20 protein-coding genes are annotated in these 21,926 nt (G+C 52.3%); 14 read left to right on the top strand and 6 right to left on the bottom strand.

The features are described 5' to 3' along the window. Nucleotides 1–263: 263 nt before the first annotated feature. Nucleotides 264–695, bottom strand: a complete 432-nt coding sequence (locus ACO0LM_RS13710; protein ID WP_423037968.1) for a pilin — start codon at nt 693–695, stop codon at nt 264–266. Nucleotides 696–1,111: 416 nt separating this feature from the next. On the opposite strand from ACO0LM_RS13710, the gene ACO0LM_RS13705 reads away from it, so the two are divergent. Beyond that, complete coding sequence (locus ACO0LM_RS13705; protein ID WP_423037849.1) at nt 1,112–2,818, top strand: Wzy polymerase domain-containing protein; 1,707 nt, start codon at nt 1,112–1,114, stop codon at nt 2,816–2,818. 57 nt (nt 2,819–2,875) lie between these two features. Here the strand turns inward: ACO0LM_RS13705 and moaC are convergent, their stop codons facing one another. After that, the gene (moaC, locus tag ACO0LM_RS13700; protein WP_423037848.1) at nt 2,876–3,379 is read right to left on the bottom strand and encodes a cyclic pyranopterin monophosphate synthase MoaC; all 504 of its coding nucleotides are present in this window, start codon (nt 3,377–3,379) and stop codon (nt 2,876–2,878) included. Nucleotides 3,380–3,424: 45 nt separating this feature from the next. Between moaC and ACO0LM_RS13695 the strand changes: the two genes are divergently transcribed. From ACO0LM_RS13695 to ACO0LM_RS13685, 3 genes are all read left to right on the top strand, one after another. Continuing rightward, on the top strand, nt 3,425–4,987 hold the full coding sequence (locus ACO0LM_RS13695) for a M48 family metalloprotease (protein ID WP_423037847.1): 1,563 nt from the start codon (nt 3,425–3,427) through the stop codon (nt 4,985–4,987). A gap of 317 nt (nt 4,988–5,304) precedes the next feature. Continuing rightward, on the top strand, nt 5,305–7,956 hold the full coding sequence (locus ACO0LM_RS13690; RefSeq protein ID WP_423037846.1) for a hypothetical protein: 2,652 nt from the start codon (nt 5,305–5,307) through the stop codon (nt 7,954–7,956). A 91-nt stretch (nt 7,957–8,047) separates the two neighbouring features. Then, nucleotides 8,048–8,374, top strand: a complete 327-nt coding sequence (locus ACO0LM_RS13685; protein ID WP_423037845.1) for a DUF6794 domain-containing protein — start codon at nt 8,048–8,050, stop codon at nt 8,372–8,374. Nucleotides 8,375–8,420: 46 nt separating this feature from the next. Here the strand turns inward: ACO0LM_RS13685 and ACO0LM_RS13680 are convergent, their stop codons facing one another. Genes ACO0LM_RS13680 through ACO0LM_RS13665 form a run of 4 tightly spaced genes read right to left on the bottom strand, consistent with a single transcriptional unit; the run spans nt 8,421 to nt 10,693 of the window. Further along, nucleotides 8,421–9,038 (bottom strand): DUF2946 family protein, encoded by a 618-nt coding sequence (locus ACO0LM_RS13680; protein ID WP_423037844.1) that lies wholly within the window; start codon nt 9,036–9,038, stop codon nt 8,421–8,423. Beyond that, nucleotides 9,038–9,994, bottom strand: a complete 957-nt coding sequence (locus ACO0LM_RS13675; RefSeq protein ID WP_423037843.1) for a YheT family hydrolase — start codon at nt 9,992–9,994, stop codon at nt 9,038–9,040. The genes ACO0LM_RS13680 and ACO0LM_RS13675 overlap by 1 nt, the downstream gene beginning before the upstream one ends. A 51-nt stretch (nt 9,995–10,045) precedes the next feature. After that, nucleotides 10,046–10,477, bottom strand: coding sequence for a YybH family protein (locus ACO0LM_RS13670; protein ID WP_423037842.1), 432 nt, complete (start codon nt 10,475–10,477; stop codon nt 10,046–10,048). 12 nt (nt 10,478–10,489) lie between these two features. Further along, on the bottom strand, nt 10,490–10,693 hold the full coding sequence (locus ACO0LM_RS13665) for a zinc-finger domain-containing protein (RefSeq protein ID WP_422986660.1): 204 nt from the start codon (nt 10,691–10,693) through the stop codon (nt 10,490–10,492). Between the two features lie 261 nt (nt 10,694–10,954). On the opposite strand from ACO0LM_RS13665, the gene ACO0LM_RS13660 reads away from it, so the two are divergent. The 10 genes from ACO0LM_RS13660 to ACO0LM_RS13615 all read left to right on the top strand — a co-directional run bounded on the left by ACO0LM_RS13660 (nt 10,955) and on the right by ACO0LM_RS13615 (nt 21,908). Continuing rightward, nucleotides 10,955–11,701 carry an AzlC family ABC transporter permease gene (locus tag ACO0LM_RS13660; protein ID WP_423037841.1) on the top strand — a complete coding sequence of 249 codons (747 nt, stop codon included), beginning with the start codon at nt 10,955–10,957 and terminating at the stop codon, nt 11,699–11,701. Then, complete coding sequence (locus tag ACO0LM_RS13655; protein WP_423037840.1) at nt 11,698–12,021, top strand: AzlD domain-containing protein; 324 nt, start codon at nt 11,698–11,700, stop codon at nt 12,019–12,021. Before ACO0LM_RS13660 ends, ACO0LM_RS13655 begins: the two co-directional genes overlap by 4 nt. 1,202 nt (nt 12,022–13,223) lie before the next feature. Continuing rightward, a complete protein-coding gene (locus tag ACO0LM_RS13650; protein ID WP_423037839.1) occupies nt 13,224–14,417 on the top strand; it encodes a phosphoglycerate kinase in 1,194 nt (397 codons plus the stop codon). A 203-nt stretch (nt 14,418–14,620) separates the two neighbouring features. Further along, the gene (gene pyk / locus ACO0LM_RS13645; RefSeq protein ID WP_423037838.1) at nt 14,621–16,054 is read left to right on the top strand and encodes a pyruvate kinase; all 1,434 of its coding nucleotides are present in this window, start codon (nt 14,621–14,623) and stop codon (nt 16,052–16,054) included. 58 nt (nt 16,055–16,112) lie between these two features. Beyond that, nucleotides 16,113–17,177 carry a class II fructose-bisphosphate aldolase gene (gene fba / locus ACO0LM_RS13640; protein ID WP_423037837.1) on the top strand — a complete coding sequence of 355 codons (1,065 nt, stop codon included), beginning with the start codon at nt 16,113–16,115 and terminating at the stop codon, nt 17,175–17,177. A gap of 288 nt (nt 17,178–17,465) precedes the next feature. Continuing rightward, on the top strand, nt 17,466–18,362 hold the full coding sequence (locus tag ACO0LM_RS13635; RefSeq protein WP_423037836.1) for a phosphoribosylaminoimidazolesuccinocarboxamide synthase: 897 nt from the start codon (nt 17,466–17,468) through the stop codon (nt 18,360–18,362). Continuing rightward, complete coding sequence (purE, locus tag ACO0LM_RS13630; RefSeq protein ID WP_423037835.1) at nt 18,362–18,874, top strand: 5-(carboxyamino)imidazole ribonucleotide mutase; 513 nt, start codon at nt 18,362–18,364, stop codon at nt 18,872–18,874. The genes ACO0LM_RS13635 and purE overlap by 1 nt, the downstream gene beginning before the upstream one ends. A 259-nt stretch (nt 18,875–19,133) precedes the next feature. Continuing rightward, nucleotides 19,134–20,354 carry a 5-(carboxyamino)imidazole ribonucleotide synthase gene (locus tag ACO0LM_RS13625; protein WP_423037834.1) on the top strand — a complete coding sequence of 407 codons (1,221 nt, stop codon included), beginning with the start codon at nt 19,134–19,136 and terminating at the stop codon, nt 20,352–20,354. Continuing rightward, nucleotides 20,351–21,391 (top strand): L-threonylcarbamoyladenylate synthase, encoded by a 1,041-nt coding sequence (locus ACO0LM_RS13620; protein WP_423037833.1) that lies wholly within the window; start codon nt 20,351–20,353, stop codon nt 21,389–21,391. Before ACO0LM_RS13625 ends, ACO0LM_RS13620 begins: the two co-directional genes overlap by 4 nt. Beyond that, nucleotides 21,384–21,908 (top strand): hypothetical protein, encoded by a 525-nt coding sequence (locus ACO0LM_RS13615; RefSeq protein ID WP_423037832.1) that lies wholly within the window; start codon nt 21,384–21,386, stop codon nt 21,906–21,908. Before ACO0LM_RS13620 ends, ACO0LM_RS13615 begins: the two co-directional genes overlap by 8 nt. Nucleotides 21,909–21,926: the final 18 nt, after the last annotated feature.

Genomic DNA, 21,926 nt, shown 5'->3' with positions numbered 1-21,926 from the left:
CACAATTTATCTATAACTTAAAAATTGTGCATCGGGGTTTTCTGTGGGTACAGAGCTTAAACAGTCCTGATCATCAAGACAAACCAACGACGCGCAACACCTGAAGTAGTTGGTGGTTTGCAGAGCAAGCTGGACGCGATATTCAGACGATCAATTCGAGCTGTATCCTTAAATTGATTGACTTTTTCGACAAAAATCTGAAGTACCAAAAAAATAGGAAGACGTTTAAATCTTCCTATTTTTTGACAATTAAATTCTAACCATTAAGCTTTAGGCAGATATTTAGCTGGAACAGTGCCACTGACAGTCCAGCGCAAAGAACCAACACCACACGCACCAGTGTAAGTGACGGTTTTGTTCATCGCAGTGCCCAATTCTACTAAAGAGGTGTTCATCTGTGCAGTGATCACAATTGAACTAGCAGTACCGCCACTAGCAGTGACTGAGTCAACGTATTTACCCGCTATGAGATTAGCAGTTGGTATGCCCATCGATGAGTTGTCTACAGCAGATGCCAGAGTACCACCAGAGCACATAACACCAGCTTGTGCCAATGCTGGAGCGATCAGGCTACCAACTTCAGATACTTTGGACTTAACTGTGTAATCCTGGTAAGCAGGAATAGCAACAGCAGCCAGAATACCGATAATCGCAACAACGATCATCAATTCGATGAGGGTAAAACCCTTTTGCATAGTTTTCATGATAAATCCTTAAAATTGAAGTGAAACAAGACTATATTAAGTGCTGCACTCACCTATAAGCATGATATGTGCCAGCTTTTTTAAACGAGAAACTTCTGATCAAAATAGGAATAGTTCAGAAGCTGATCTACAACAAGCAAGTTGCTTGCCAGCCATATTCTCACACGGGTACAACACAAGTAGCCGATTTTTTTACATATGCTTACTTGCACGGCCATTGCACGGCCATTGCACGGCCATTTTTTGTCAATGCAGGAAATGGCAGTGACAGAATTTGTTAATTGACGATTTTTGTTGCCTGCTTTCGGCAGTATTGTGTTCACTGCCGTGCGATAATTTACTTGTCGTCAATATGAAAAGCAGACTGCTACATGGTTCCCAGCGTATTTATGAGAGAAAAATCAACAATGGCGATTGCTGTTTTTGCTTTTTTGTTAATTTGTTCTTACGCCCATCCTTTTCATATCCACCCCTATCGTACTTATTATCATGACGTCCTGAGTATCCTGGGTTTGGTACTGGCCTTTGCATTTCTCGCGGCTGAGACAGTGCCACGGCTACGAGTGCCAGCCATCATCTACCTGTTCGCGGGCTTACTGTTATGGATGGGCATGCAGTTTATTACTGGTCATCTTGAAAACGCGGCTGACGTCAGCTTACCCATTATCTATATAGCTGCATTGATAGCTGCCATCATGATAGGGGCAACCTGGGCGGCGAAAGAGGGTGGCGTGACATTGCTGTGTCAGGCCCTGGCGGTTGCCCACTTGCTTGCCGGTTTGTTGTCGGTGGTTTTGCAGTGTATACAGTTATCGGGCTTATATGCCTGGCCGTTCGTCATGTATATCGCCACCAATACACAGCCTTTCGTGCGTCCGTTTGCCAATGTGGCACAACCGAATCAACTGGCTTTGTTGCTCTGCTTTGCCCTCGCTTCGAGCTTCTATCTATATAGGGCACGCAAGATGCCGGCATGGTTGGTCACAGTGGCGTTGGTTTTCCTTCTCTGGGGCTTGACGTTGACTCACTCGCGCATAGGCTGGGTGATTGTTCCGGCATTTGTCTTGATGTGTGGCCTGGGACGCTCTACAGTCAGTGGTAACGCAATTGAACCACGGGTCAGCCTGGTATTTTGTATTGCCATGGCCTTGTTGTATGCCGGTATGGTAGCGGCCTTGCCTTCATTGGGCGACGTATTCGGGTTTAGTGGCGGCACAATTGCTGAACACGTGGGCGGACGTTCCGAGCGCATGGTCTTATGGTCGCAGGCCTGGCGCATGGCGGCAGAACACCCGTGGTTTGGTGTCGGCTGGTTTGGCTTTGGCGCTGAACAGGTCAGGATAGCGGCAGATCTGGGCTCGGGTACCTATGCTGAACATGCGCACAATCTGATCTTGAATTTTGCAGCTGAGCTGGGTTGGCCGTATACCCTGGTGTTTATGTTGACACTGGCGTGGTGGTTTGTCCAAACCTGCGTCCAGCCTTCGACGCATCTGGCGATTCAGTTTACCCGTTTGTGTTTTGTCGCTGTGATGGTGCACAGCATGGTTGAATTCCCTTTATGGTATGCCTATGTGTTGATACCAATCGGCGTTCTTATGGGTATGGTGCACCAGATGCGCTGGCCGGCAGACGGCGTGCGGGTGGCGCCAGCCGCCTTGTCTGTATTGGTGGCAGTATCGCTGTTGCTGATGGCCCTGATCAGCCTGGATTATCAACGGGTGGTTGCCGGTTTCCAGGCTTTACGGTCCGAGCAGTCTGGCTACAAAGCGCCGCAGGCCCCCATGCAAAAGCCAGTGTTTACTTTCTTTCCGCAATTCTTTGACTATTTCACTCTGACCAGAATCAATCCCCATGAAGGTATGTCAGCAGACGAAATTGCCTATCTGGAAAAATGGGGAGCGCGATTCGGTTTTGTGCATATCATCAACAAGTTGGCCGAAGCCTATGTATTGAATGGACAGCCCAGGAAAGCTGAACGCGCCATGCTGAGCTTGCAAAGACTGCATCCAACGGTCTACACGGAATATTGGGATTACTGGAAAGCCAAGTCGGGCCAGGACGAACGCTACAAGGCCATTTTTATCAAGATGCCGCCACGTGATGCGCCATAAGCCCGGGAAAACGCGCTACTGTGTTGGTGGCATTCTTTATTGTATTGCCTGATCTTGTTATGCATCAATCAGGCTGACCCAGTCCCCGGATTTGCCGCCATGTTTTTCCAGCACCCGCACGTCGGTCATCACCATGCCGCGGTCAACCGCCTTGCACATGTCGTAAATGGTCAGCAGCCCGACCTGGACGGCAGTCAGTGCTTCCATTTCAACGCCGGTTTTACCAACTGTTTCAACCTGGGCCTGGCAACTGATCGTGGCTGTGCCTTCATCAATGCTAAAATCAACGGCGACCCTGGTCAGGGCAAGAGGATGGCAGAGTGGAATCAAGTCGCTGGTGCGTTTGGCCGCCATAATGGCTGCAATGCGGGCGATACCAAGGACATCCCCTTTTTTGGCATTGCCTTGCTGGATAATGGCCAGGGTTTCCGGCTTCATGCGGATTTTACCAAGGGCAATGGCGCTACGGTGGCTGTCATTCTTGCTGGCGACATCGACCATATGTGCTTGCCCACTGGCATCAAAATGGCTGAGGCCCTGGTTTGTTGAATCATTACTCATTATTGTGATAACAGGCAAAAAGTGAAAAAAAAAGGAAGCAATTCAGTGTCCAGGCATCATAGCATTGCGAATACGGTCCGTAGCACATTTCGCCGCACTTCTTTGTGCGCCGCCATCTTGCTGATTGGTGGTATGGGTAATCTCAGCATGGTGCCCAAACTGGCTCATGCGCAAAACCTGCCTACACTGGGCGATACCTCACGCGAAGAACTGTCGCCACTGGCGGAACGCAAGCTGGGTGAACAGATCATGAGCGTGGTACGCCGCGACCCGGATTTCATGGATGATGCCCCGGTGTCAGAATACCTGAACCGCCTCGGCAATAAAATGCTGGAAACCCGTCCCGATGCGCGTGGTGAAACATCGTTCAATTTCGAATTCTTTGCCGTCCGCGATCCCGTGCTGAATGCCTTTGCTTTCCCCGGTGGTTTTATCGGTTTTCATTCTGGTTTGATCCTGGCAGCACAATCTGAATCAGAACTGGCTTCGGTCATGGGGCATGAAATTGGTCACGTGGCCCAGCGCCATATCGCCCGCATGCTGACCAGTCAGAAGGGGGATGCACTCATTCCGCTGGCGGCATTGGCACTGGCCGTGCTGGCTGCACGCTCCAGCCCGGATGCCGCCATGGCGCTGGCGGCGGGTGGGCAGGGCTTGGCGATACAAAAGCAATTGAATTTTGGTCGCGACGCAGAGCGCGAGGCTGATCGCGTTGGTTTCCAGATTTTGCGTGATTCCGGTTTTGATCCATCCGGTATGGTGAGTTTTTTCGGGCGCCTGCAAAATTCGACGCGAAATTATACCGACAATGTGCCGCCTTACCTGCGCAGCCATCCGCTGACCAGTGAACGCATTGCCGATATCCAGTCGCGTCTGGTCGACCAGCGCTATCGCCAGCACGCCGACAGCCTGGAATTCTTGCTGGCCAAAGTCAGAGTGCGTGTCTTGCAGGACAGTACCATCCAGGGTCTGATAGATGCCATCACCTACTTTGACGTACAGGCCAAATCCGGCAAGCTGGAAGACCAGATCACCGCCAAATACGGCCATGCTTTTGTTGCCTATAAACGGCTGGATTACAAGGAAGCAAGAACACTGCTGGACCAGGCGCAGAAGATGGTTGAAAAGGATGCCAGATATAAAGACCTGCTAACGCAAAGCAATATGTTTGCAGACCTGTCGATCGACATCCTGATCGGTAGCCAGCAAACCGGGGCCGCCGTCAAAGAAGCAGAAAAAGCCATGCGTGAGCTACCTCTGTCACGCGGCGTAGCCTTGCAATATGCAGAAGCCTTGTTGGCAGATAAAAAAGAAGAACAGTCCGCCGCATTTTTACGCGACCAGATCGTCTTGTACCGGCAAGAGCCGCAACTGTATAACCTGTTAGCCAAGGTCTACGACGCCCAGGGCAAACAAGCCGCCCAGCATCTGGCCCTGGCCGAAGCCTATGGCATACAAAGTAATTGGGACGCTGCTCTGCAACAGCTGGAAATCGCCCGTCGTGACAAGGACGCCCAGTATTTTGAATTGTCCGTCATTGATGCGCGTGAGCGTGAATGGAAAGAGAAGCACAAGGATCAGATGGCGGATGAGAAGAAGCGGCGTTGATGGTTTGAAATAAGGTATTCGTTGCCCTCTATTTGCAGATACTTCGAGTGATTTTTTTGTCTTTATGCATGGGAAACGAGCTTTTCCCTATGTTCATCTATGTTCAAATGCCGCTATAATGAGGCTCGATCAATTAGATTAGTCAATTCCCCACATGTGATTCCACGATGAAAATCTGAGTCTGGTACATCCAACAGGCTCTACCTCAATGAAGACATGGCAATGACCAGTGAGAAGCGCCGTAGCGCGCTGCTGCTTATCTGCTATCTGCCTATGGGCCGATGTCTTTTCATTTCTGATTTTCATACTGTGTTCACATGCAAAAAACTCACTCTGTCAAAGTCAAGACAGTGGCTAAGTCTACTGTTGTCAAATCTGTTTTAATCAGCCTGTTGCGTCAACCAGGACAAATCGTCGCCATACTCAGCGATGAAATAGATGGCGTGTTGCAGCCAGGTTTTCGTCCGATCAGTTTATCCGAGCTGGATACCCGATTGTTCCCCCACGCCGCAAGTTTGCTTGCAGACTGGGTTAGCTTGCAAAACGCAGGTGAACTTTCCAATGTCTGGCCTGCATTCTGGCGCGTGTTCTGGATGACTATACCTGATCCTGCAAATGTGGTCGCGGCAACTACACCACAAGTCGAAACAGTGAAGAAACCTGTCGCCACTGCGGCAAACCCCCGGGCTTTTCGTGGCACCAAATACCAACCACCCAAGCCTGCTCAGCCTGACTTCGATCTCTGTACTTGGCTGGCTGACCAGCGACTGCTGGACGCTTTCTTTGCCAGACATGATTTCGTGAACTCGCCTGTACTGGATGCGCAAGGGCAGCTTATTTCGCTGGCGGCTGATCAGGTACCCAGTAGTGCAGCATTGTTTTTCGGCCACTGGAAAATGCCAGTGCAAGGATTGCCGGTTTTCTCTGATGGTTTTCGCCGCTACTTTCTTTGGCAACTGCGGACATCAAGCACGGATCAACAATTGGCCTGGTTACAGATATGGCATAGTCACAACAGTATGCAGGCAGATGACGAATGGCGTTCAGAAAATCTGTACCTGCTGGCACATATGTGCGCACTGGACGTTACCCAATGCCATGGCGCGGAACTGGCGCAGTTGTTACCGGTAAATCGCCAGAATATTTTCCTGCGTTTGCTAATACTTGAGGTACAAGGGCGATTGTCTGTGCAACAGATGAATCCTGAGCAGCTTATGCGGTTGCATGAACTGACGGAAGATGGCGCGCGTTTTGAATATTATCTGGGTAATGTCTTGCGCAATCTGAGCTGGCAGGTGAGTGTGGAATATAGCCTTGCTGGTTGTTTGCTATTTGAAATGAGTGGTGAGATTGACCTGAGTAGTTTCAGACTGGTCGCAATGCATGACTGCAAGGAAGAACTCATCGATATCATCATGCAAGCTTGTGGCTGCGCACGTATACGCATGCACTCAACACTTTGGCGCGCTTGTGGCGAATTGCCTGGTCTTGCACAGCTGTTGCGTGAAACCTGTTGGGGGAAGTTGACTGCACAAACAGCGGATAACCTGATCAATGTTATCTTTCAATTTAGGTGGTTGGATGACGATGCAAATAGACTTGCCAAGTGGGGAGCTTACCTTCAGGTTTATCCGCGCTTTCATACAGCACTCATTCAACTTACAGGTGAAGTCCAAGAAAAGCTCGTTTTGCTTTGGTATCAGCTCATTGATGGATTGAATGATAACGCTGAAATCTGCGCTACGGTTGAGGATGCCTTACCCTTGATGCAAATGCTCGCTCAGCCACCGTATTCTAACAATATCGACTATGGCTATGCCTTACCGAATTTGATCACCTATTTGCCCGTTCACCTGCGTCGCGCCTTACCTGATCTGGGCAGGCACTTCTGGTACTTGTTTGAACGTGCCTGCCGTCGTGAAAATGATACGCGTCTACTTGCTTTTGGTATTGCCGGAATGGCGGAATTGAGCCCTGCTTTGTTGTGGCAAGGTTTACAAAGTGCAGCGCCGCGCTTGTTTCATACATTACGGCTATTGGGTAGTTTGGAGTATGAACGCAGATTGCAATTCATGCGTGAACAAATGCAGACTGACTGGTTCGCTTGCGATTGGGCAGCTTTAGACTTACAGACAGCAAACCGGAAAATGCTGGCCTTGAGCAAAATGAGTAAGCTCGATAGCCCCTTGCCGCGTCGTCTGCGTTTGCATTTTGAAGGTGAGATTACACTCACAGACATGCAGGTGCAAAGGCATTGCCGCCTCACGTTGGCACGCTTGCCAGCATTGCGCCTGCGTGCACTTGAGCAGGCTATCTGGCATGACATGGATAAATCTTTTCAGTTGCGCGAGCAATCTCCGTCTGCCCATCATGCATTGCAACTGCTGGCCGGTCTAGATAGCCGCCCCAGTAGTAATCGTAAAGGGTTGCGCAGGTTTTTGCAAAATACAAAAGCAGGCAAGCCCTTAAGTTATCTTGATCACCCGCTTAACCTGGATTGGTATGCTGCGCATCCACGCGTCAACAAAGCGCAATGGCAGACTGGTCTGCAAAAAACGACAATAGTTGATGGCGCATCTGTACAACTGGCGTTTGAGCGAGATCCGTTTGAAATTCTCAAACTGGGAACTTATGTCGGTTCTTGTTTGTCTGTCGGTGGGTTTTGCAATTATTCTGCCGTCGCCTGTCTGCTCGATGCTAACAAGCAAGTCATTTATGCCCGTAATGAAAAAGGCGTGGTTATCGCCAGACAACTAGTGGCGATTGATGAAAAAGACAGGTTGTTTTGTTGTGCAGTGTACCCCTATCAATGCTCACCAGCCATGCGGGCCGCGTTCAAAGCCTATGATCAGGAATTGGCGGATTTGCTAGGGCTGGAACTCTATCGCGAAAAAGAAGACAGCAGCTATGACGTAGCCACCGTCCTGGCCCAATGCTGGTGGGATGATGGCCTCTGGTCAGAAGAATAATTTCCAGATAATGCGTAGTAAATATCGCTTCATGTATGAGTTTTTTTGATATTAAAAACAGGTCAGTGATGAAGAAAATAGTGTCGGGCGTTTGCTTTGCCTACGTGGTGCCATAGTAGCCGCGGCTACAAGTGTCAGTACGACAAGTGCGCAAGATGCACCTGCTTCTGCAGTCAATGCAGGAAGCGCCAGTCAGACGGCAGCTACGCAGATACTGGACAAACTGGATGATGCCAGCAAGCAGCGCGCCAAAGATTCAAGCTACGAAGGCTTGATCCAGTTTTACATGGGATGGGGCACGGGCATACGGAATAGCATTGGCTTATGGCGCGGCAATGTGGCGCTGACTGATTCCTGCATGGCTGCGCGCAAGGATGTCAGTCGCCACCCTGATGAAATTTGCATGCTCATTATTTAAGAGATATGGAAAAAGCTGCATTGAGACACCATCTGTTTGTTGAAGGCTAATTGCCTGTGATATTTTCCTGCCTAGGCCTCTGCACAAACCCAAACTGCCGCATCAGTTGATGTTCTTCGCAGCCTTGCACGTCAAGGTATAACCCGTTCATGCCGGGTGGGCGCAGTTGCAATTGTCCTTGTTGAGTGTCTTCCAGCCATTCCAGCAATGCTTCATCACTGACTGGGTGTTGATCGAGGGTGAACCAGGGCAGGCAGGTGGCCAGATCGCGGTCATCCAGTTGCGCCAGGGTGGTACCGCTGCTGAGTTGCAATCTGCCTTGTGGATCAAGGAAGGCCAGTTCGGGTGTGAAAGCCTGTTCACCGTGTTGCAGGGCAAAACTGCCCTGGGCGGTGGTGGTGGCGATGAAGGGTGTGGCTTCCAGGTCTACATACACGCGTTGCGGGCCATTCTGGAAATACCAGCAGCCATCTGCATTGCAAAGATAATTGCGCACGATGAAGGCTAGCAGGGTGGGGTGGCGGATGACGTCACCAGGCAGGTTCAGGGCCTGGCAGCGGTCGTCGCGCATGCGCCAGTTGCCACGTGCGTCAAGGGCCAGCCAGCCATAGCAATGGGGTACATTCGGCCATTTTGCCAGTGCTGCCTTGACGATGTCATCCATCAGCTATTCGCCTCAAAGAAGTGCAGTATCTTTTGTGGCAGCCAGTTCAAATGGCCTGGCACATTTCCTGCGGCAAAGCCGACATGGCCGCCATGTTCGGGGTATTCCAGTGTGACACAGTTTGCTGCCTGCGCGGGTAAATGCTGGCCGGGCAGGAAGGGGTCATTCTTCGCGTTCAGCACCAGCGTCGGTACGGTGATGTCCTTGAGTATATGCTTGGCACTGGCGCGATGCCAGTAATCATCGGTATCCAGATAACCATGCAGGGGAGCGGTAACGACATTATCGAACTCATACAGGTCCCTGGCGTTGAGCATGGCATCTTTATTGAACAGGCCGGGGAACTGATCGAGCTTTTGCAGGCACTTGGGTTTGAGCGTCTTCAAGAACATGCGCGTGTAGATCATGTTGAAACCGCTGGACAGTGAAGCGCCGCCTTGGGCCAGATCCAGTGGGGCAGACACGGCGCAGGCTGCACTGACGATATCGGCATGGTGTTGCGATTCGCCCAGCCAGCGCAACAGGGCATTGCCGCCTAGTGAGACGCCGGCCGCATAAAATTTACCGTCGGCATGTCGCTGGTGAAATTGCTGATACAGAGTTTGTATGATCCAGCCTATCTCTTGCGCATCGCCAGAATGATAAAAACGTGGGGCCTGGTTCAGTTCGCCAGAACAGCCACGAAAATGCGGTATGGCACCCGACCAGCCACGCTCACGCAGGGCTGCCATCATGGCACGCGCATAATGGCTGTCGCTGGAACCTTCCAGACCATGAAACATCACCACAAAGGGCTTGCCTGGTTCGCCATCCAGAAAATCAACATCCACAAAATCGTTGTCCGGCGTGGTCCAGCGTTCACGTCGCAAGGGCGTGACGGGTTTGTTGATAAACACGGCCGGGTAAATTGTTTGCAAATGACCGCCGGGTAACCAGCGTGGTGACAGGTATTTCATGTAAACCTATTTCATGTGACTCTGTTCCATTGGAGCGTATGCCATGGCGGTTTAATGCAGGATGTTGGCCTTGAACATATCCCGTGGTGCCTTGCCCGATGCGACAGAGGCATGGTGCATGGTGATACGCCAGCCATGCGGGGTCTTGACATAGACATTGGTGGCAAGCACGTGGACGTCCTGCTTGCTGTCACCGGGACGCTGAAATTCTTCTATGATGCTATGTACCGCAGTCAGCATATTGTGGGTGGCATGCAGTTGCAAGGGCCGAATATTGACATTGCCACGTTCAAAGATACTTTCCCACGAGCTGCGTATGGCAGCATGGCCGATCAGCCTGCCTGCACCTGGATGGATGCAGACGATTTCTTCATCCTCAGCCCACAGGGCCATCATGCCATCCAGATCGGCACGGCTAAGGGCATCATAAAAGGCAGCTTCGACCTCATCTGCACTGCCATTCATTTGCTTTTTTGCGGACATGATCGTAAAGAATCAATGCGCCTTGAGCACAACGCCCGGCGCCAGTTTGTATTGCGTGCCGCAATAAGAGCAGGTCGCGCTACCACCATGCGACAAATCCAGGAATACGCGCGGGTGAGATGACCACAACGGCATGGCAGGATTAGGGCAGTGTGCCGGCAGATCCTTGGCTTGCAATTCGACGATGTTACTGGTGGTGCTGGCTGGTGTGGACATGGTGACTCCGGTAAATAATGATGATGCGGGAAGCCGCCGGGCCTGCTGTCAGGCAGCTTGCTTTCCCAAAATAGAAATTGCCACCGCGATTTTAACGGATTCTGGCCTTGCAGAGTGAGAATGCGTGGCGAGCGGGTTTGAATTTGCGATTTGTCAAATTGAGAATAAATGTTGGCAAATGGGGCAGGGCAGGGTGTCCTGGGCAAGCTTTTAGTTTCACCGTTACAATAATGGACTTTTCCGCATTTTCTCCTCTCTCACATGTCATTCGATACCGACAAGGCTGCATTCAAGGAAGGTTTGAGAGTGGGCGCACCAACCTGGTTTGGTATTGCAGCCTGGGGTCTGGTGGTCGGGATTGCCATGATCAAGGCTGGCCTGACCTTGCCGCAGGCACTGGGCATGAGCCTGCTGGTATTTGCCGGATCAGCCCAACTGGCTTCATTGCCCCTGCTGGCAGCGCATGCCCCTGCCTGGGTGATTTTTGCAACTGCGTTGGTGGTCAACCTGCGTTTCCTGATTTTTTCCGCCATCCTGGCACCCCATTTTTCGCACCTGCCATGGCGTACCCGCGCCTGGCTGGGATTCATGACCGGCGACATTGCGGTTGGCTTGTTCATGCAGCGTTACCCCGAATTTGGCGAGCACAAGGGCAAGCTTGCCTACCTGAAAGCCCTGGTTTTCCCTAACTGGGCATCCTGGCAAACGGGTTCCATTGTCGGTATCTTGCTGGGCAGCCAGGTGCCGGGTAGCTGGGGGCTGGGTTTTGCCGGTACGCTGGCCATACTCTGCATCATGCTGCCACTGATCATTAATCGCGCGGCCTTTGCTGGGGTGGTGGTGGCCGGTATTTGTGCCTTGCTGGCGGTGAATTTGCCCTACAAGCTGGGCCTGTTGCTGGCAGTCTTGCTCGGCATGGGGACCGCCATGATGCTGGAAGAGTTTTTGGAAGGCAAGAAGGCCGGCCATGATCAGGCCAATAAAGAAACCGGTGAGGAGCCAACATGAACGATTGGGAAGTATGGCTGGTCATCGTCCTGTTGACTCTGGCCACCTTGATTGCCCGCAGCGGTTTTTGGCTGGTCGGGCATCACATCAGTTTGCCAAAACGGGTACAGGAGGCGTTGCGTTACGCGCCAGGCTGTGCCTTGGCCGCCATCATCGTGCCGGATTTATTATTGACCAGTGGTCATGTGGAAATCGGCTTGAACAATCCACGCCTGCTGGCAGGCTTGCTGGCTACGGCTTTCTTTTTGGTACGGCGGAATATGCTGCAGACGATATTTTTTGGGATGGCGGTGTTTACTTATATTCGATTGGGCTTGTGAGGCGGGGGCTTGGCTTGGTGTAAAGTTAAGCGCATAGCGGGTTTTATTGACGCCCGGATTTGCAATATGGCGGTACCGTTAGCTACGTCACTCCAGCGCAGGCTGGAGCCTAGTGACGTTCGTTGCATACTTGAGTCTTTATTAAAACGATTACCCTTCGTGGAACCAAGCCGGATCTCGGCCCGGCAGCCGAATTCCTTTCTTTGCTTCGCCAAAGAACGGAATCAAAGAAAGGCGACCGCAGACTCGCTCCCTTCGGGAGTGCCCATTTGTGTAGTGCAAAAAATGGGAAGGTCCGAAACTCGCTTCGCTCAGACATCGGCCCTTCTTTTTCCATTTTCTGCACTACACAAATGGCTTCGTCCCCAGCGGAGTAGAGTCAACAGCAACAGCAACAACCCCAACATCAAAAACAACTACAACCCCAACACCATGGTTGATCGATGGCATTCAAATAAATGTGAATATGGTTGTGTTGACGTTGGTTTTGACTTTGCCGTTGCCGTTGATCTTAATCCGCTTGGGACGATGTAATTTGTGCTTCACAGAAAATGGAATCAGAAGAGCCGATGTCTGAGCCGAAGGCGAGTTGCGGATCTTCCCATTTTTTGTGATGCACAAATTATGCTGAAGCGCAGCGTAAGCACCCGTAGGGCGAGTCTGCGGTCGCCTTTCTTTGATTCCGTTCTTTGGCGAAGCAAAGAAAGGAATTCGGCCGCCGGGCCGAGACCCGGCTTGGTTCCACGAAGGGCAATCGTTTTAATAACAACTCAAGCAGACAACGAACGCCACCGGAGCGCCAGCTCGGTAACCTCCAGCCTTCGCTGGTGGAAGGATGCGCGGCCCTGATTGCCGCATCTTGCAGAAATCAAACCGGCAGGCATTTCAATTTAACACGCCAGCACCACTTGATAAATCAATAAGAGCACGCACGTGCTCTTGCACGTTCAAGCGATCCTTCTGGTGGAAGTAATACCACCCACTCAACACCCCTGAATAATAATTTTGCACAATAAATATCAATTTATTATCAAACTCTGCATTAAACTGGTAAAACCCACTCAAAACGGTATGGTCTGCAACCTGCCTTTGGTAAAATAGAAGGCTGAGGACTTTTGCAATACTTATCTTGGCGTCATGTCATTGTCCCGACTGGCACAGACAGGATCGCCACCCTTCAACCTTGCCAATTCCATATCACGATGCAATTCAACCGACTCAGTGACCTGATCGCAGCTAACAAGCTTCAGGGCAAACGTGTTTTCATCCGCGCCGATTTGAACGTTCCTCAGGACGATAACGGCAATATTACCGAAGATACCCGTATCCGCGCCTCTGTACCAGCGATACAGCAGGCTTTGCAGGCAGGTGCAGCGGTGATGGTGACCTCTCATCTGGGCCGTCCAACTGAAGGTGAATTCAAGGCAGAAGATACATTGGCACCTGTCGCCAGGCGTTTGTCCGAATTGCTGGGCGTGACCGTAGAACTGAAGCAAAACTGGGTCGATGGCGTCGATGTAGCGCCGGGCCAGGTGGTCTTGCTGGAAAACTGCCGCGTCAACAAAGGCGAAAAGAAAAATGGCGATGCATTGGCGCAAAAGATGGCTGCTCTGTGTGACGTGTATGTGAATGATGCCTTTGGCACTGCCCACCGTGCAGAAGCAACTACCCACGGCATCGCCAAGTTTGCCGCTATCGCCTGCGCTGGACCGCTGTTGTCGGCAGAGCTGGATGCATTGGGCAAGGCGCTGGGTCATCCGGCCCGCCCGCTGGTGGCGATCGTTGCCGGTTCCAAGGTATCCAGCAAACTCACTATTTTGAAATCGTTGGCAGACAAGGTGGATAAGCTCATCGTTGGCGGCGGCATTGCGAATACTTTCATGCTGGCGTCTGGCCTGAAAATCGGCAAGTCACTGGCAGAAGCTGATCTGGTGGAAGAAGCCAAAGCCATCATTGACATGATGGCCAGGCGCGGTGCATCGGTGCCTATTCCTACTGACGTGGTTTGCGCCAAAGAATTCTCGCCAACGGCAGTAGCAACTGTTAAGGCAGTGGCAGACGTGCAGGACGATGACATGATCCTGGACATAGGCCCGACGACGGCAGCACTGCTGGCCGAGCAGATCAAGAAAGCTGGCACGATAGTCTGGAATGGTCCGGTAGGCGTATTTGAATTTGACCAGTTCGGCAACGGCACCAAGGTGCTGGCGCAGGCGATTGCAGATTCCGATGGTTTCTCCATCGCTGGCGGTGGCGACACTTTGGCTGCGATTGCCAAGTACAACATCGCGGACAAGGTCGGTTATATCTCGACAGGCGGCGGTGCTTTCCTGGAATTTTTGGAAGGCAAAACCTTGCCAGCAGTAGAAATTTTGTTGCAACGTGCGGTAAAGTAAATTCAAGGTCAAGACCATTAACCACAGAGGCACGGAGGCACAGAGACAGCACAGAGAAAATCTTTAGAGAGGATGAAGGTGGCACCTACTTGCTTTTCTCTGTGGCCCTCTGTGCACCCTCTGTGTCTCTGTGGTGAGCTTTTCGGTCTTCATCAGCTTTCAGGTTCTATGTAATCAACATATAAAAATTTTCAGGAGATCAGATGTCACGTGCCACCAAGATTGTTGCCACCATAGGCCCAGCTTCCAATGACTTACCTACGCTCAAGCGTATGATACAAGCCGGGGTGAATGTGGTGAGGCTGAATTTTTCGCATGGTAAGGCGCAGGATCATATAGACCGGGCCACCATGGTGCGCCAGGCAGCAGCAGAGTGTGGCCGTGAAATCGCCATCATGGCCGATTTGCAGGGGCCAAAAATCCGTATTGGCAAGTTTGAAAATTCTCGCATCCATCTGGAAAACGGTGACAAGTTCATCCTTGATGCTGATTGCGCCATGGGTGATCAGGAGCGTGTGGGCCTTGATTACAAAGCCCTGCCACGTGATGTCAGAAATGGCGATTTGCTGTTGCTGAACGATGGCCTGATCGTGCTGATCGTTGAAAAAGTCGTTGGCAATGAAATTCATACCATCACCAAGATTGGTGGCGAGTTATCCAACAACAAGGGTATCAACCGCCAGGGCGGCGGCCTGACAGCGCCAGCACTGACAGGCAAAGACATGGAAGACATCAAGACCGCCATGTCTTTCCAGGCAGATTATGTCGCTGTCTCTTTCCCCAAAAATGCGACTGACATGGAAATGGCGAGGCAGCTTTCGAACATTGCCGGTGAACCTTATAACCATAAACCCATGATGATCGCCAAGATAGAACGGGCCGAAGCGATCCCCCTGCTGCAAGAAATTCTGGATGCATCTGATGGCATCATGGTTGCCCGTGGTGATCTGGCGGTGGAAGTTGGCAATGCGGCCGTACCGGCCTTGCAAAAGCGCATGATCAAGATGGCGCGTGCTTCCAACAAGGTGGCGATTACTGCCACCCAGATGATGGAATCCATGATCGTCAACGCCGTACCTACCCGGGCTGAAGTGTCAGACGTGGCCAATGCCGTGCTGGATGGTACCGATGCCGTCATGACGTCGGCAGAAACGGCGTCTGGCAAATATCCGATAGAAACTGTGGAGCAGATGTCGCAGATTTGTCTGGAAGCCGAAAAATTCCAGGAAAACAAACTCGACGCTGATTTCCTCAACATGACCTTTACCCGTATCGACCAGTCCATCGCGTATGGTGCATTGTTCACTGCCCATCATCTGGGTGTGAAAGCCATCGTGGCCCTGACCGAATCGGGTTCCACTGCTTTGTGGATGAGTCGCCATAGCGTGGACGTGCCGCTGTTTGCACTGACCCCAAGTGTGGCAACCCAGCGCAAGGCAGCCTTGTATCGCAATGTCCAGACTTTCAACCTGCCTTATTCCTCTGATAGGGAAGTGGTGTTGAAGTCCGCCGAAACTGTCTTGCTGAAAAACCACGTTGTCGTCAAAGGTGACATGATCGTGGTGACCTGGGGTGAGCCCATGGGGCAGGTTGGTGGCACCAACGCAATGAAAATTGTCAGGGTCGGCGAGAATTAAGCGTGTTAAGCCCGTGTTATAAGGGCAAAGATTTTTTTATAGCAATCTGGAGTTAATTATGCCTCTCGTATCCATGCGTCAATTGCTGGACCACGCCGCCGAAAACGGCTACGGTCTGCCAGCTTTCAACGTCAACAACCTGGAGCAGGTCACCGCCATCATGCAGGCCGCCGATGAAGTCGGTGCGCCTGTCATCATGCAAGCTTCTGCCGGTGCGCGCAAATATGCAGGTGAAGCATTCTTGCGTCACCTGATCGAAGCGGCGGTAGAAGCTTACCCGCACATACCCGTCGTCATGCACCAGGACCATGGCCAGTCGCCAGCAGTCTGCATGGCAGCCATCAAATCCGGCTTCACTTCGGTGATGATGGATGGTTCCCTGATGGAAGACGGCAAGAGCGTCGCCAGCTATGAATACAATGTCGAGGTATCGCGTGAAGTGGTCAAGTTTTCTCACTCCATCGGCGTCACGGTAGAAGCAGAACTGGGTGTGCTCGGTTCTCTGGAAACCATGATGGGCGATAAAGAAGATGGTCACGGTGCCGACGGCAAAATGACACGTGAACAATTGCTGACGGACGTGCAGCAGGCTGCTGATTTCGTCAAGCAAACACAGTGTGACGCATTGGCAATTGCGATTGGTACTTCCCACGGTGCCTACAAATTCTCGCGCAAGCCTACTGGTGACATCCTGGCGATAGACCGCATCAAAGAAATCCATCAGCGCATTCCTAACACCCATCTGGTGATGCATGGTTCTTCATCCGTACCGCAAGAACTGCTGGACGAAATCCGTCAGTTCGGTGGCGACATGAAAGAAACCTATGGCGTGCCGGTGGAAGAAATCGTCATCGGTATCCAGAATGGCGTACGCAAGATCAACATCGACACCGACATCCGTCTGGCCATGACAGGTGCGATCCGTCGCTATATGTTTGAAAATCCATCCAAGTTTGATCCGCGCGATTATTTGAAGCCAGCCCGCGAAGCCGCCAAACTGGTGTGCAAGGCACGCTATCTGTCTTTTGGTTGCGAAGGCCAGGCAGGCAAGATCAAGCCTTTGCCTTTGGAAAAAGTGGCAGAGCAATACAAGAAAGGCGCTTTGGCGCAGATCGTAAAATAAGAAATAAGTTTGCTTCCTCATCCCGGTGAGAGCCTGGATGAGGAAGCGAAGTGCAGGATTTAGACAAAATTGTTATGTGCGTCCGGCAAATTGCCGTGATTTTCCCTCCCCTTCAAGGGAGAGGGCTAGGGTGGGGATGGGTTTCGGTTGATTGACCGTTAAGAAAATTGCGACAGAACCCCATCCCCATCCCAACCTTCCCCTTGAAGGGGAAGGGGCTAAAGCTAAAACCACCACCAACAACAATTTTGTGTAAACCCTATCCAGATCGAAATAAAGAAATCCCTCATGACTACGCAAATCAACTCCACTCTTCATTCCCTGCCTTTGCTGGGCCGTGGCAAGGTCCGTGATAATTATGCTGTCGGTGAAGACAAGCTGCTTATCGTCACCAGTGACCGTCTGTCTGCATTCGACGTCATCATGAATGAGCCCATTCCTGACAAAGGTCGCGTGCTGAACCAGATGGCGAATTTCTGGTTTGAAAAGCTTGGCCACATCGTACCAAATCACCTGACAGGCATTGCACCAGAATCCGTTGTTGCGGCGGATGAAGTGGCCCAGGTCAAAGGCCGTGCCGTTGTCGCAAAACGCCTGAAACCCATTATGGTAGAAGCCGTGGTCCGTGGCTATATCATCGGTTCAGGCTGGAAAGATTATCAGGATACTGGCGCCATCTGCGGCATACAATTGCCAGCAGGCCTGCCACAGGCAGCCAAGTTGCCAGCGCCTATTTTCACCCCGGCTGCCAAGGCAGAAATGGGCGAGCATGATGAAAACATCAGCTATGCAGAAACCGAACAACGCATAGGTGCAGAGCTGGCCGCCAGGATCCGTGATATCAGCATACAACTGTATACTGAAGCCGCCGAATACGCCGCCACCCGTGGCATCATCATTGCTGACACCAAGTTTGAATTTGGCCTCGATGACAATGGTGTCCTGCACTTGATGGATGAAGTACTGACTGCCGATTCTTCCCGTTTCTGGCCCGCTGACTCTTATGCCACCGGCATTTCACCACCGTCTTTTGACAAACAATTCGTGCGTGATTATCTGGAAACCATCACCAGTTGGAAAAAAACTGCACCAGCCCCAGCCTTGCCGGGTGATGTCGTGCAAAAAACTGCCGCCAAATACCGCGAAGCGCTGGAACGGCTGACTGGCGAAAGCCTGAAGGATTGATGATGAGCACTGCAAACAGCGCAGCAAACAAAGTCGTCGTCGGCGTCGTCATGGGTTCATCCTCTGACTGGGACGTGATGCAAAACGCCGTCGCCATCCTCAAGGAATTTGGCATAGGCTTTGAAGCCAAAGTCGTCTCTGCACACCGCATGCCAGATGAAATGTTCGCCTATGCAGAAACCGCGCGCGACCGTGGCCTGCGCGCCATCATCGCCGGTGCTGGCGGCGCAGCCCACCTGCCAGGCATGATCGCCGCCAAAACCATAGTTCCAGTATTGGGTGTGCCCGTGCCATCCAAATACCTGCGTGGTGAAGACTCGTTGCTGTCTATCGTGCAAATGCCCAAGGGTATACCGGTAGCGACATTCGCGATAGGTGAGGCAGGTGCAGCCAATGCCGCACTGGCCGCGATTGCGATCTTGGCAACGACCGATGATGCCCTGGCTTCCAGGTTGATCGAGTTCCGAGAAAAGCAAACGCAAGTCGCACGCGATATGGTGTTGCCTGTTTGAGTGTAAGTTGTTGTCGGTTGGGGTAATTTCGCATATTGGGCTGCCCTCGTAGGTTGGATTAACTTCGTAGGTTGGGCTACGCCTTATCAGCCCAACACTATACGTTCGTTGAGGCCCGGCCCAACCTACGGTCTAGCCCAACCTACGCGCACGACCAGCCAACGAACGCAACAAACAAGCTTCGATTTGCATAACACCCGCACCACCTTGCTTTGTCCCATCCAGCAAAAACAAGCCAAGTTTGAAAACATTCACGACCATGACCAATCATCCACAGTCCGTACAACCACGCCAACCCTTGTTACCCAATACCCCAAACAGTTGCCTCGGCATCATGGGTGGTGGTCAATTGGGTCGCATGTTTGCCCAGGCGGCGCAAGCCATGGGTTACCAGGTGGTCGTGCTGGAACCCGAAGCAGGCTGCCCAGCTGCGCAAGTGGCAGACCAGCATATCCAGGCTGGCTATGAAAACCATCCCGGTCTGACGGCACTGGCCAAGTTAAGCAAAGCCGTCACCACCGAATTTGAAAACGTCCCGGCAGACAGCCTTAGCCTGCTGGCGCAAAGCAGCTTTGTTGCACCCGCCGCAGCCTGCGTTTCCATCGCACAAGATCGTCTCGCAGAAAAACATTTCTTCACCCGTTGTGGCGCGACTACGCATGTTTATCCGGCACCGCACTGGGGCATTGCGAATCAAAATGATGTTGCCAGTGTCAAGGACGAACTCTTGCCCGGTATCCTGAAGACGGTACGCATGGGTTACGACGGCAAAGGCCAGGTACGTGTGCGTGACCGTGCCGAACTGGCTGCTGCCTTCGCCGGCATGAACGGCCAGGCCTGCGTGTTGGAAAAAATGCTGCCGCTGGCATATGAAGTTTCCGTCCTCGTCGCCCGTGGTGTCGATGGCGAAGCAGTGGTGTATCCAATTGCAGAAAACGTCCACCGTGACGGCATCCTGTTCACCACCGTTGCCCCCAGCACCCATGTGTCAGCAGATGTCGCCAGCAAGGCTCAAGCTGCCGCCCTGCACATCATTGCCGAGATGGCTTATGTCGGTGTGCTGTGCATAGAATTTTTTGTGCTCAAGGATGGCGACCTGGTCGTCAATGAAATGGCACCGCGCCCACACAATAGCGGCCATTACACGATAGATGCCTGCATCACCAGCCAGTTCCAGCAACAGGTCAGGGCGCTGGCCCAATTGCCACTGGGCGATACCCGTCAGCATTCACCCGCCGCCATGCTCAATATCCTGGGTGATGTCTGGTATGAAGGTGATACAGACAATATGCGTGAACCAGCGTGGGATCGCGTACTGGCATTGCCTGGCGCCCACCTGCACCTGTACGGCAAGGCAGAAGCCCGCCGCGCTCGCAAGATGGGGCACATCACCTTTGTCGCACTCAGCATGGCAGAAGCACAGGACAATCTGGGTAAAGCCTGCGCCATCCTTGGCATAGCAGCACCGGAGTGGGCATGAAATCCCAGGCTTGTACACCCGCTGTAATTCTGCAAGCAGCGCAAGCACTGGAAGGCGGCCAACTGGTCGCCTTCCCGACCGAGACTGTGTATGGTCTCGGTGCGGATGCAGAAAACCCAACTGCCGTAGCCAACATCTACGCCGCCAAAGGCCGCCCGTCGAATCACCCCGTCATCGTCCACGTCGCCCCCGGTGCCGACATCAGCTACTGGGCCAAAGACATCCCCGCAGAGGCATACCAGCTCATCGCCGCCTTCTGGCCCGGTCCGCTGACCTTGATCTTGAAACGTGCCGACCATATCCCCGATGCCGTCTCTGGTGGACAAGACACCGTCGGCATACGCTGCCCATCACACCCGGTAGCACAAGAACTCTTGCGCGCTTTCAAAGCGGGTAAGGGCGGCGTTGCTGCCCCATCAGCCAATAAATTCGGCCACGTCAGCCCTACCATGGCTGCTCACGTTGAAGAAGAATTCGAGCAAGAAATTTTACCCGGTGGCCTCATCGCCAGCATACTCGACGGTGGCCAAAGCGAAGTCGGCATAGAATCGACTATTGTTGACCTCAGCCGCCTGGCCACCCACGGCCCGGTACTGCTGCGCCCCGGCCACATCACCGTCGCCCAAATGGCCACCGTGTTAGGCACAACGCCCAGCGCCCCGGACGCTGCAGCCCCACGCGCATCCGGCACGCTGGACGCCCACTATGCACCACATACACCAGTGATTTTGATTGAAGCTGCAGAACTGGACGACACCGTCAACCGCCTGCACGCCAAAAACAAAAAACTCGCCCTCATGAGCTACCAGGCCCACCCCGCCATCCAGGCCGAAGCCTGGCACCACCTGCCCGCCGATCCGGCAGGCTACGCGCACGACCTGTATGCTGGCCTGCGTGAACTGGATCATGCACATGCTGACCTGATTTTGGTTGAAGCACTGCCGCAAGACAAGGACTGGCAAGGTGTGAATGATCGTCTGCGCAGGGCGGCGTTTGATTCGCGGGATGTGTTGAAAGGCTTGCTTGAGAATGGCTGATAAGGCAAAAGCAAGCCGGTTAGCCCAGGAGGGTTTGGCCCATTGGGAAGAAGCCGAACTGGAACTGGCTTTGCAAAAAACAAATGAAGCTATCGTCCTTGCGGAACCAAATCATTGGATGGTGGCCGATTATCATGGACAACTGGCAGGCATCCATGCACAAGCGGGTGAAAATGATAAGGCCCGAGGCCATTACGAGAAAGCGCTATTTCTTCAATTACAGGGTGGTGAGGCTGACGGAGGTATTACCGTCATCGTATGTAGACATTTTCTGGCAATGCATTTGCTGGAAATGAGTCTCGCAAGCGAAGCTTTAGATGTGCTACAGCCTTCATTGCAAGCTGCTCCTGTTCATTGGTTGAACTGCGTAGCACATGCTCACATCCTGCACGCATTGCGCAGGTTTGCAGATGCAAAAGATGCGGCACAATTGGCGATCAAGTATGCGCCATCATTGGCAAAGGCTGAGCAATTAACGAAAAATTTAAATGTCATGTTTTCTGAAGAAAATGTCTAACAAGAAAATGCAATAAGG

The organism is Undibacterium sp. Di26W (assembly GCF_049340265.1).
Taxonomy (GTDB): Bacteria; Pseudomonadota; Gammaproteobacteria; order Burkholderiales; family Burkholderiaceae_D; genus Undibacterium.
The sequence above is the reverse complement of the archived record's forward strand: the minus strand, read 5'-3'. Positions and strand labels throughout refer to the sequence as shown.

Bases quoted from the DNA above. Each gene is read 5' to 3' on its own strand.
- moaC (WP_423037848.1), bottom strand. From the start codon at position 3,379: ATGAGTAATGATTCAACAAACCAGGGCCTCAGCCATTTTGATGCCAGT.
- ACO0LM_RS13665 (WP_422986660.1), bottom strand. From the start codon at position 10,693: ATGTCCACACCAGCCAGCACCACCAGTAACATCGTCGAATTGCAAGCC.
- ACO0LM_RS13660 (WP_423037841.1), top strand. From the start codon at position 10,955: ATGTCATTCGATACCGACAAGGCTGCATTCAAGGAAGGTTTGAGAGTG.
- pyk (WP_423037838.1), top strand. From the start codon at position 14,621: ATGTCACGTGCCACCAAGATTGTTGCCACCATAGGCCCAGCTTCCAAT.
- ACO0LM_RS13655 (WP_423037840.1), top strand. From the start codon at position 11,698: ATGAACGATTGGGAAGTATGGCTGGTCATCGTCCTGTTGACTCTGGCC.
- ACO0LM_RS13635 (WP_423037836.1), top strand. From the start codon at position 17,466: ATGACTACGCAAATCAACTCCACTCTTCATTCCCTGCCTTTGCTGGGC.
- ACO0LM_RS13625 (WP_423037834.1), top strand. From the start codon at position 19,134: ATGACCAATCATCCACAGTCCGTACAACCACGCCAACCCTTGTTACCC.
- ACO0LM_RS13620 (WP_423037833.1), top strand. From the start codon at position 20,351: ATGAAATCCCAGGCTTGTACACCCGCTGTAATTCTGCAAGCAGCGCAA.
- ACO0LM_RS13675 (WP_423037843.1), bottom strand. From the start codon at position 9,994: ATGAAATACCTGTCACCACGCTGGTTACCCGGCGGTCATTTGCAAACA.
- ACO0LM_RS13680 (WP_423037844.1), bottom strand. From the start codon at position 9,038: ATGGATGACATCGTCAAGGCAGCACTGGCAAAATGGCCGAATGTACCC.
- ACO0LM_RS13705 (WP_423037849.1), top strand. From the start codon at position 1,112: ATGGCGATTGCTGTTTTTGCTTTTTTGTTAATTTGTTCTTACGCCCAT.
- ACO0LM_RS13690 (WP_423037846.1), top strand. From the start codon at position 5,305: ATGCAAAAAACTCACTCTGTCAAAGTCAAGACAGTGGCTAAGTCTACT.
- ACO0LM_RS13615 (WP_423037832.1), top strand. From the start codon at position 21,384: ATGGCTGATAAGGCAAAAGCAAGCCGGTTAGCCCAGGAGGGTTTGGCC.
- ACO0LM_RS13670 (WP_423037842.1), bottom strand. From the start codon at position 10,477: ATGTCCGCAAAAAAGCAAATGAATGGCAGTGCAGATGAGGTCGAAGCT.
- ACO0LM_RS13650 (WP_423037839.1), top strand. From the start codon at position 13,224: ATGCAATTCAACCGACTCAGTGACCTGATCGCAGCTAACAAGCTTCAG.
- fba (WP_423037837.1), top strand. From the start codon at position 16,113: ATGCCTCTCGTATCCATGCGTCAATTGCTGGACCACGCCGCCGAAAAC.
- ACO0LM_RS13710 (WP_423037968.1), bottom strand. From the start codon at position 695: ATGCAAAAGGGTTTTACCCTCATCGAATTGATGATCGTTGTTGCGATT.
- purE (WP_423037835.1), top strand. From the start codon at position 18,362: ATGATGAGCACTGCAAACAGCGCAGCAAACAAAGTCGTCGTCGGCGTC.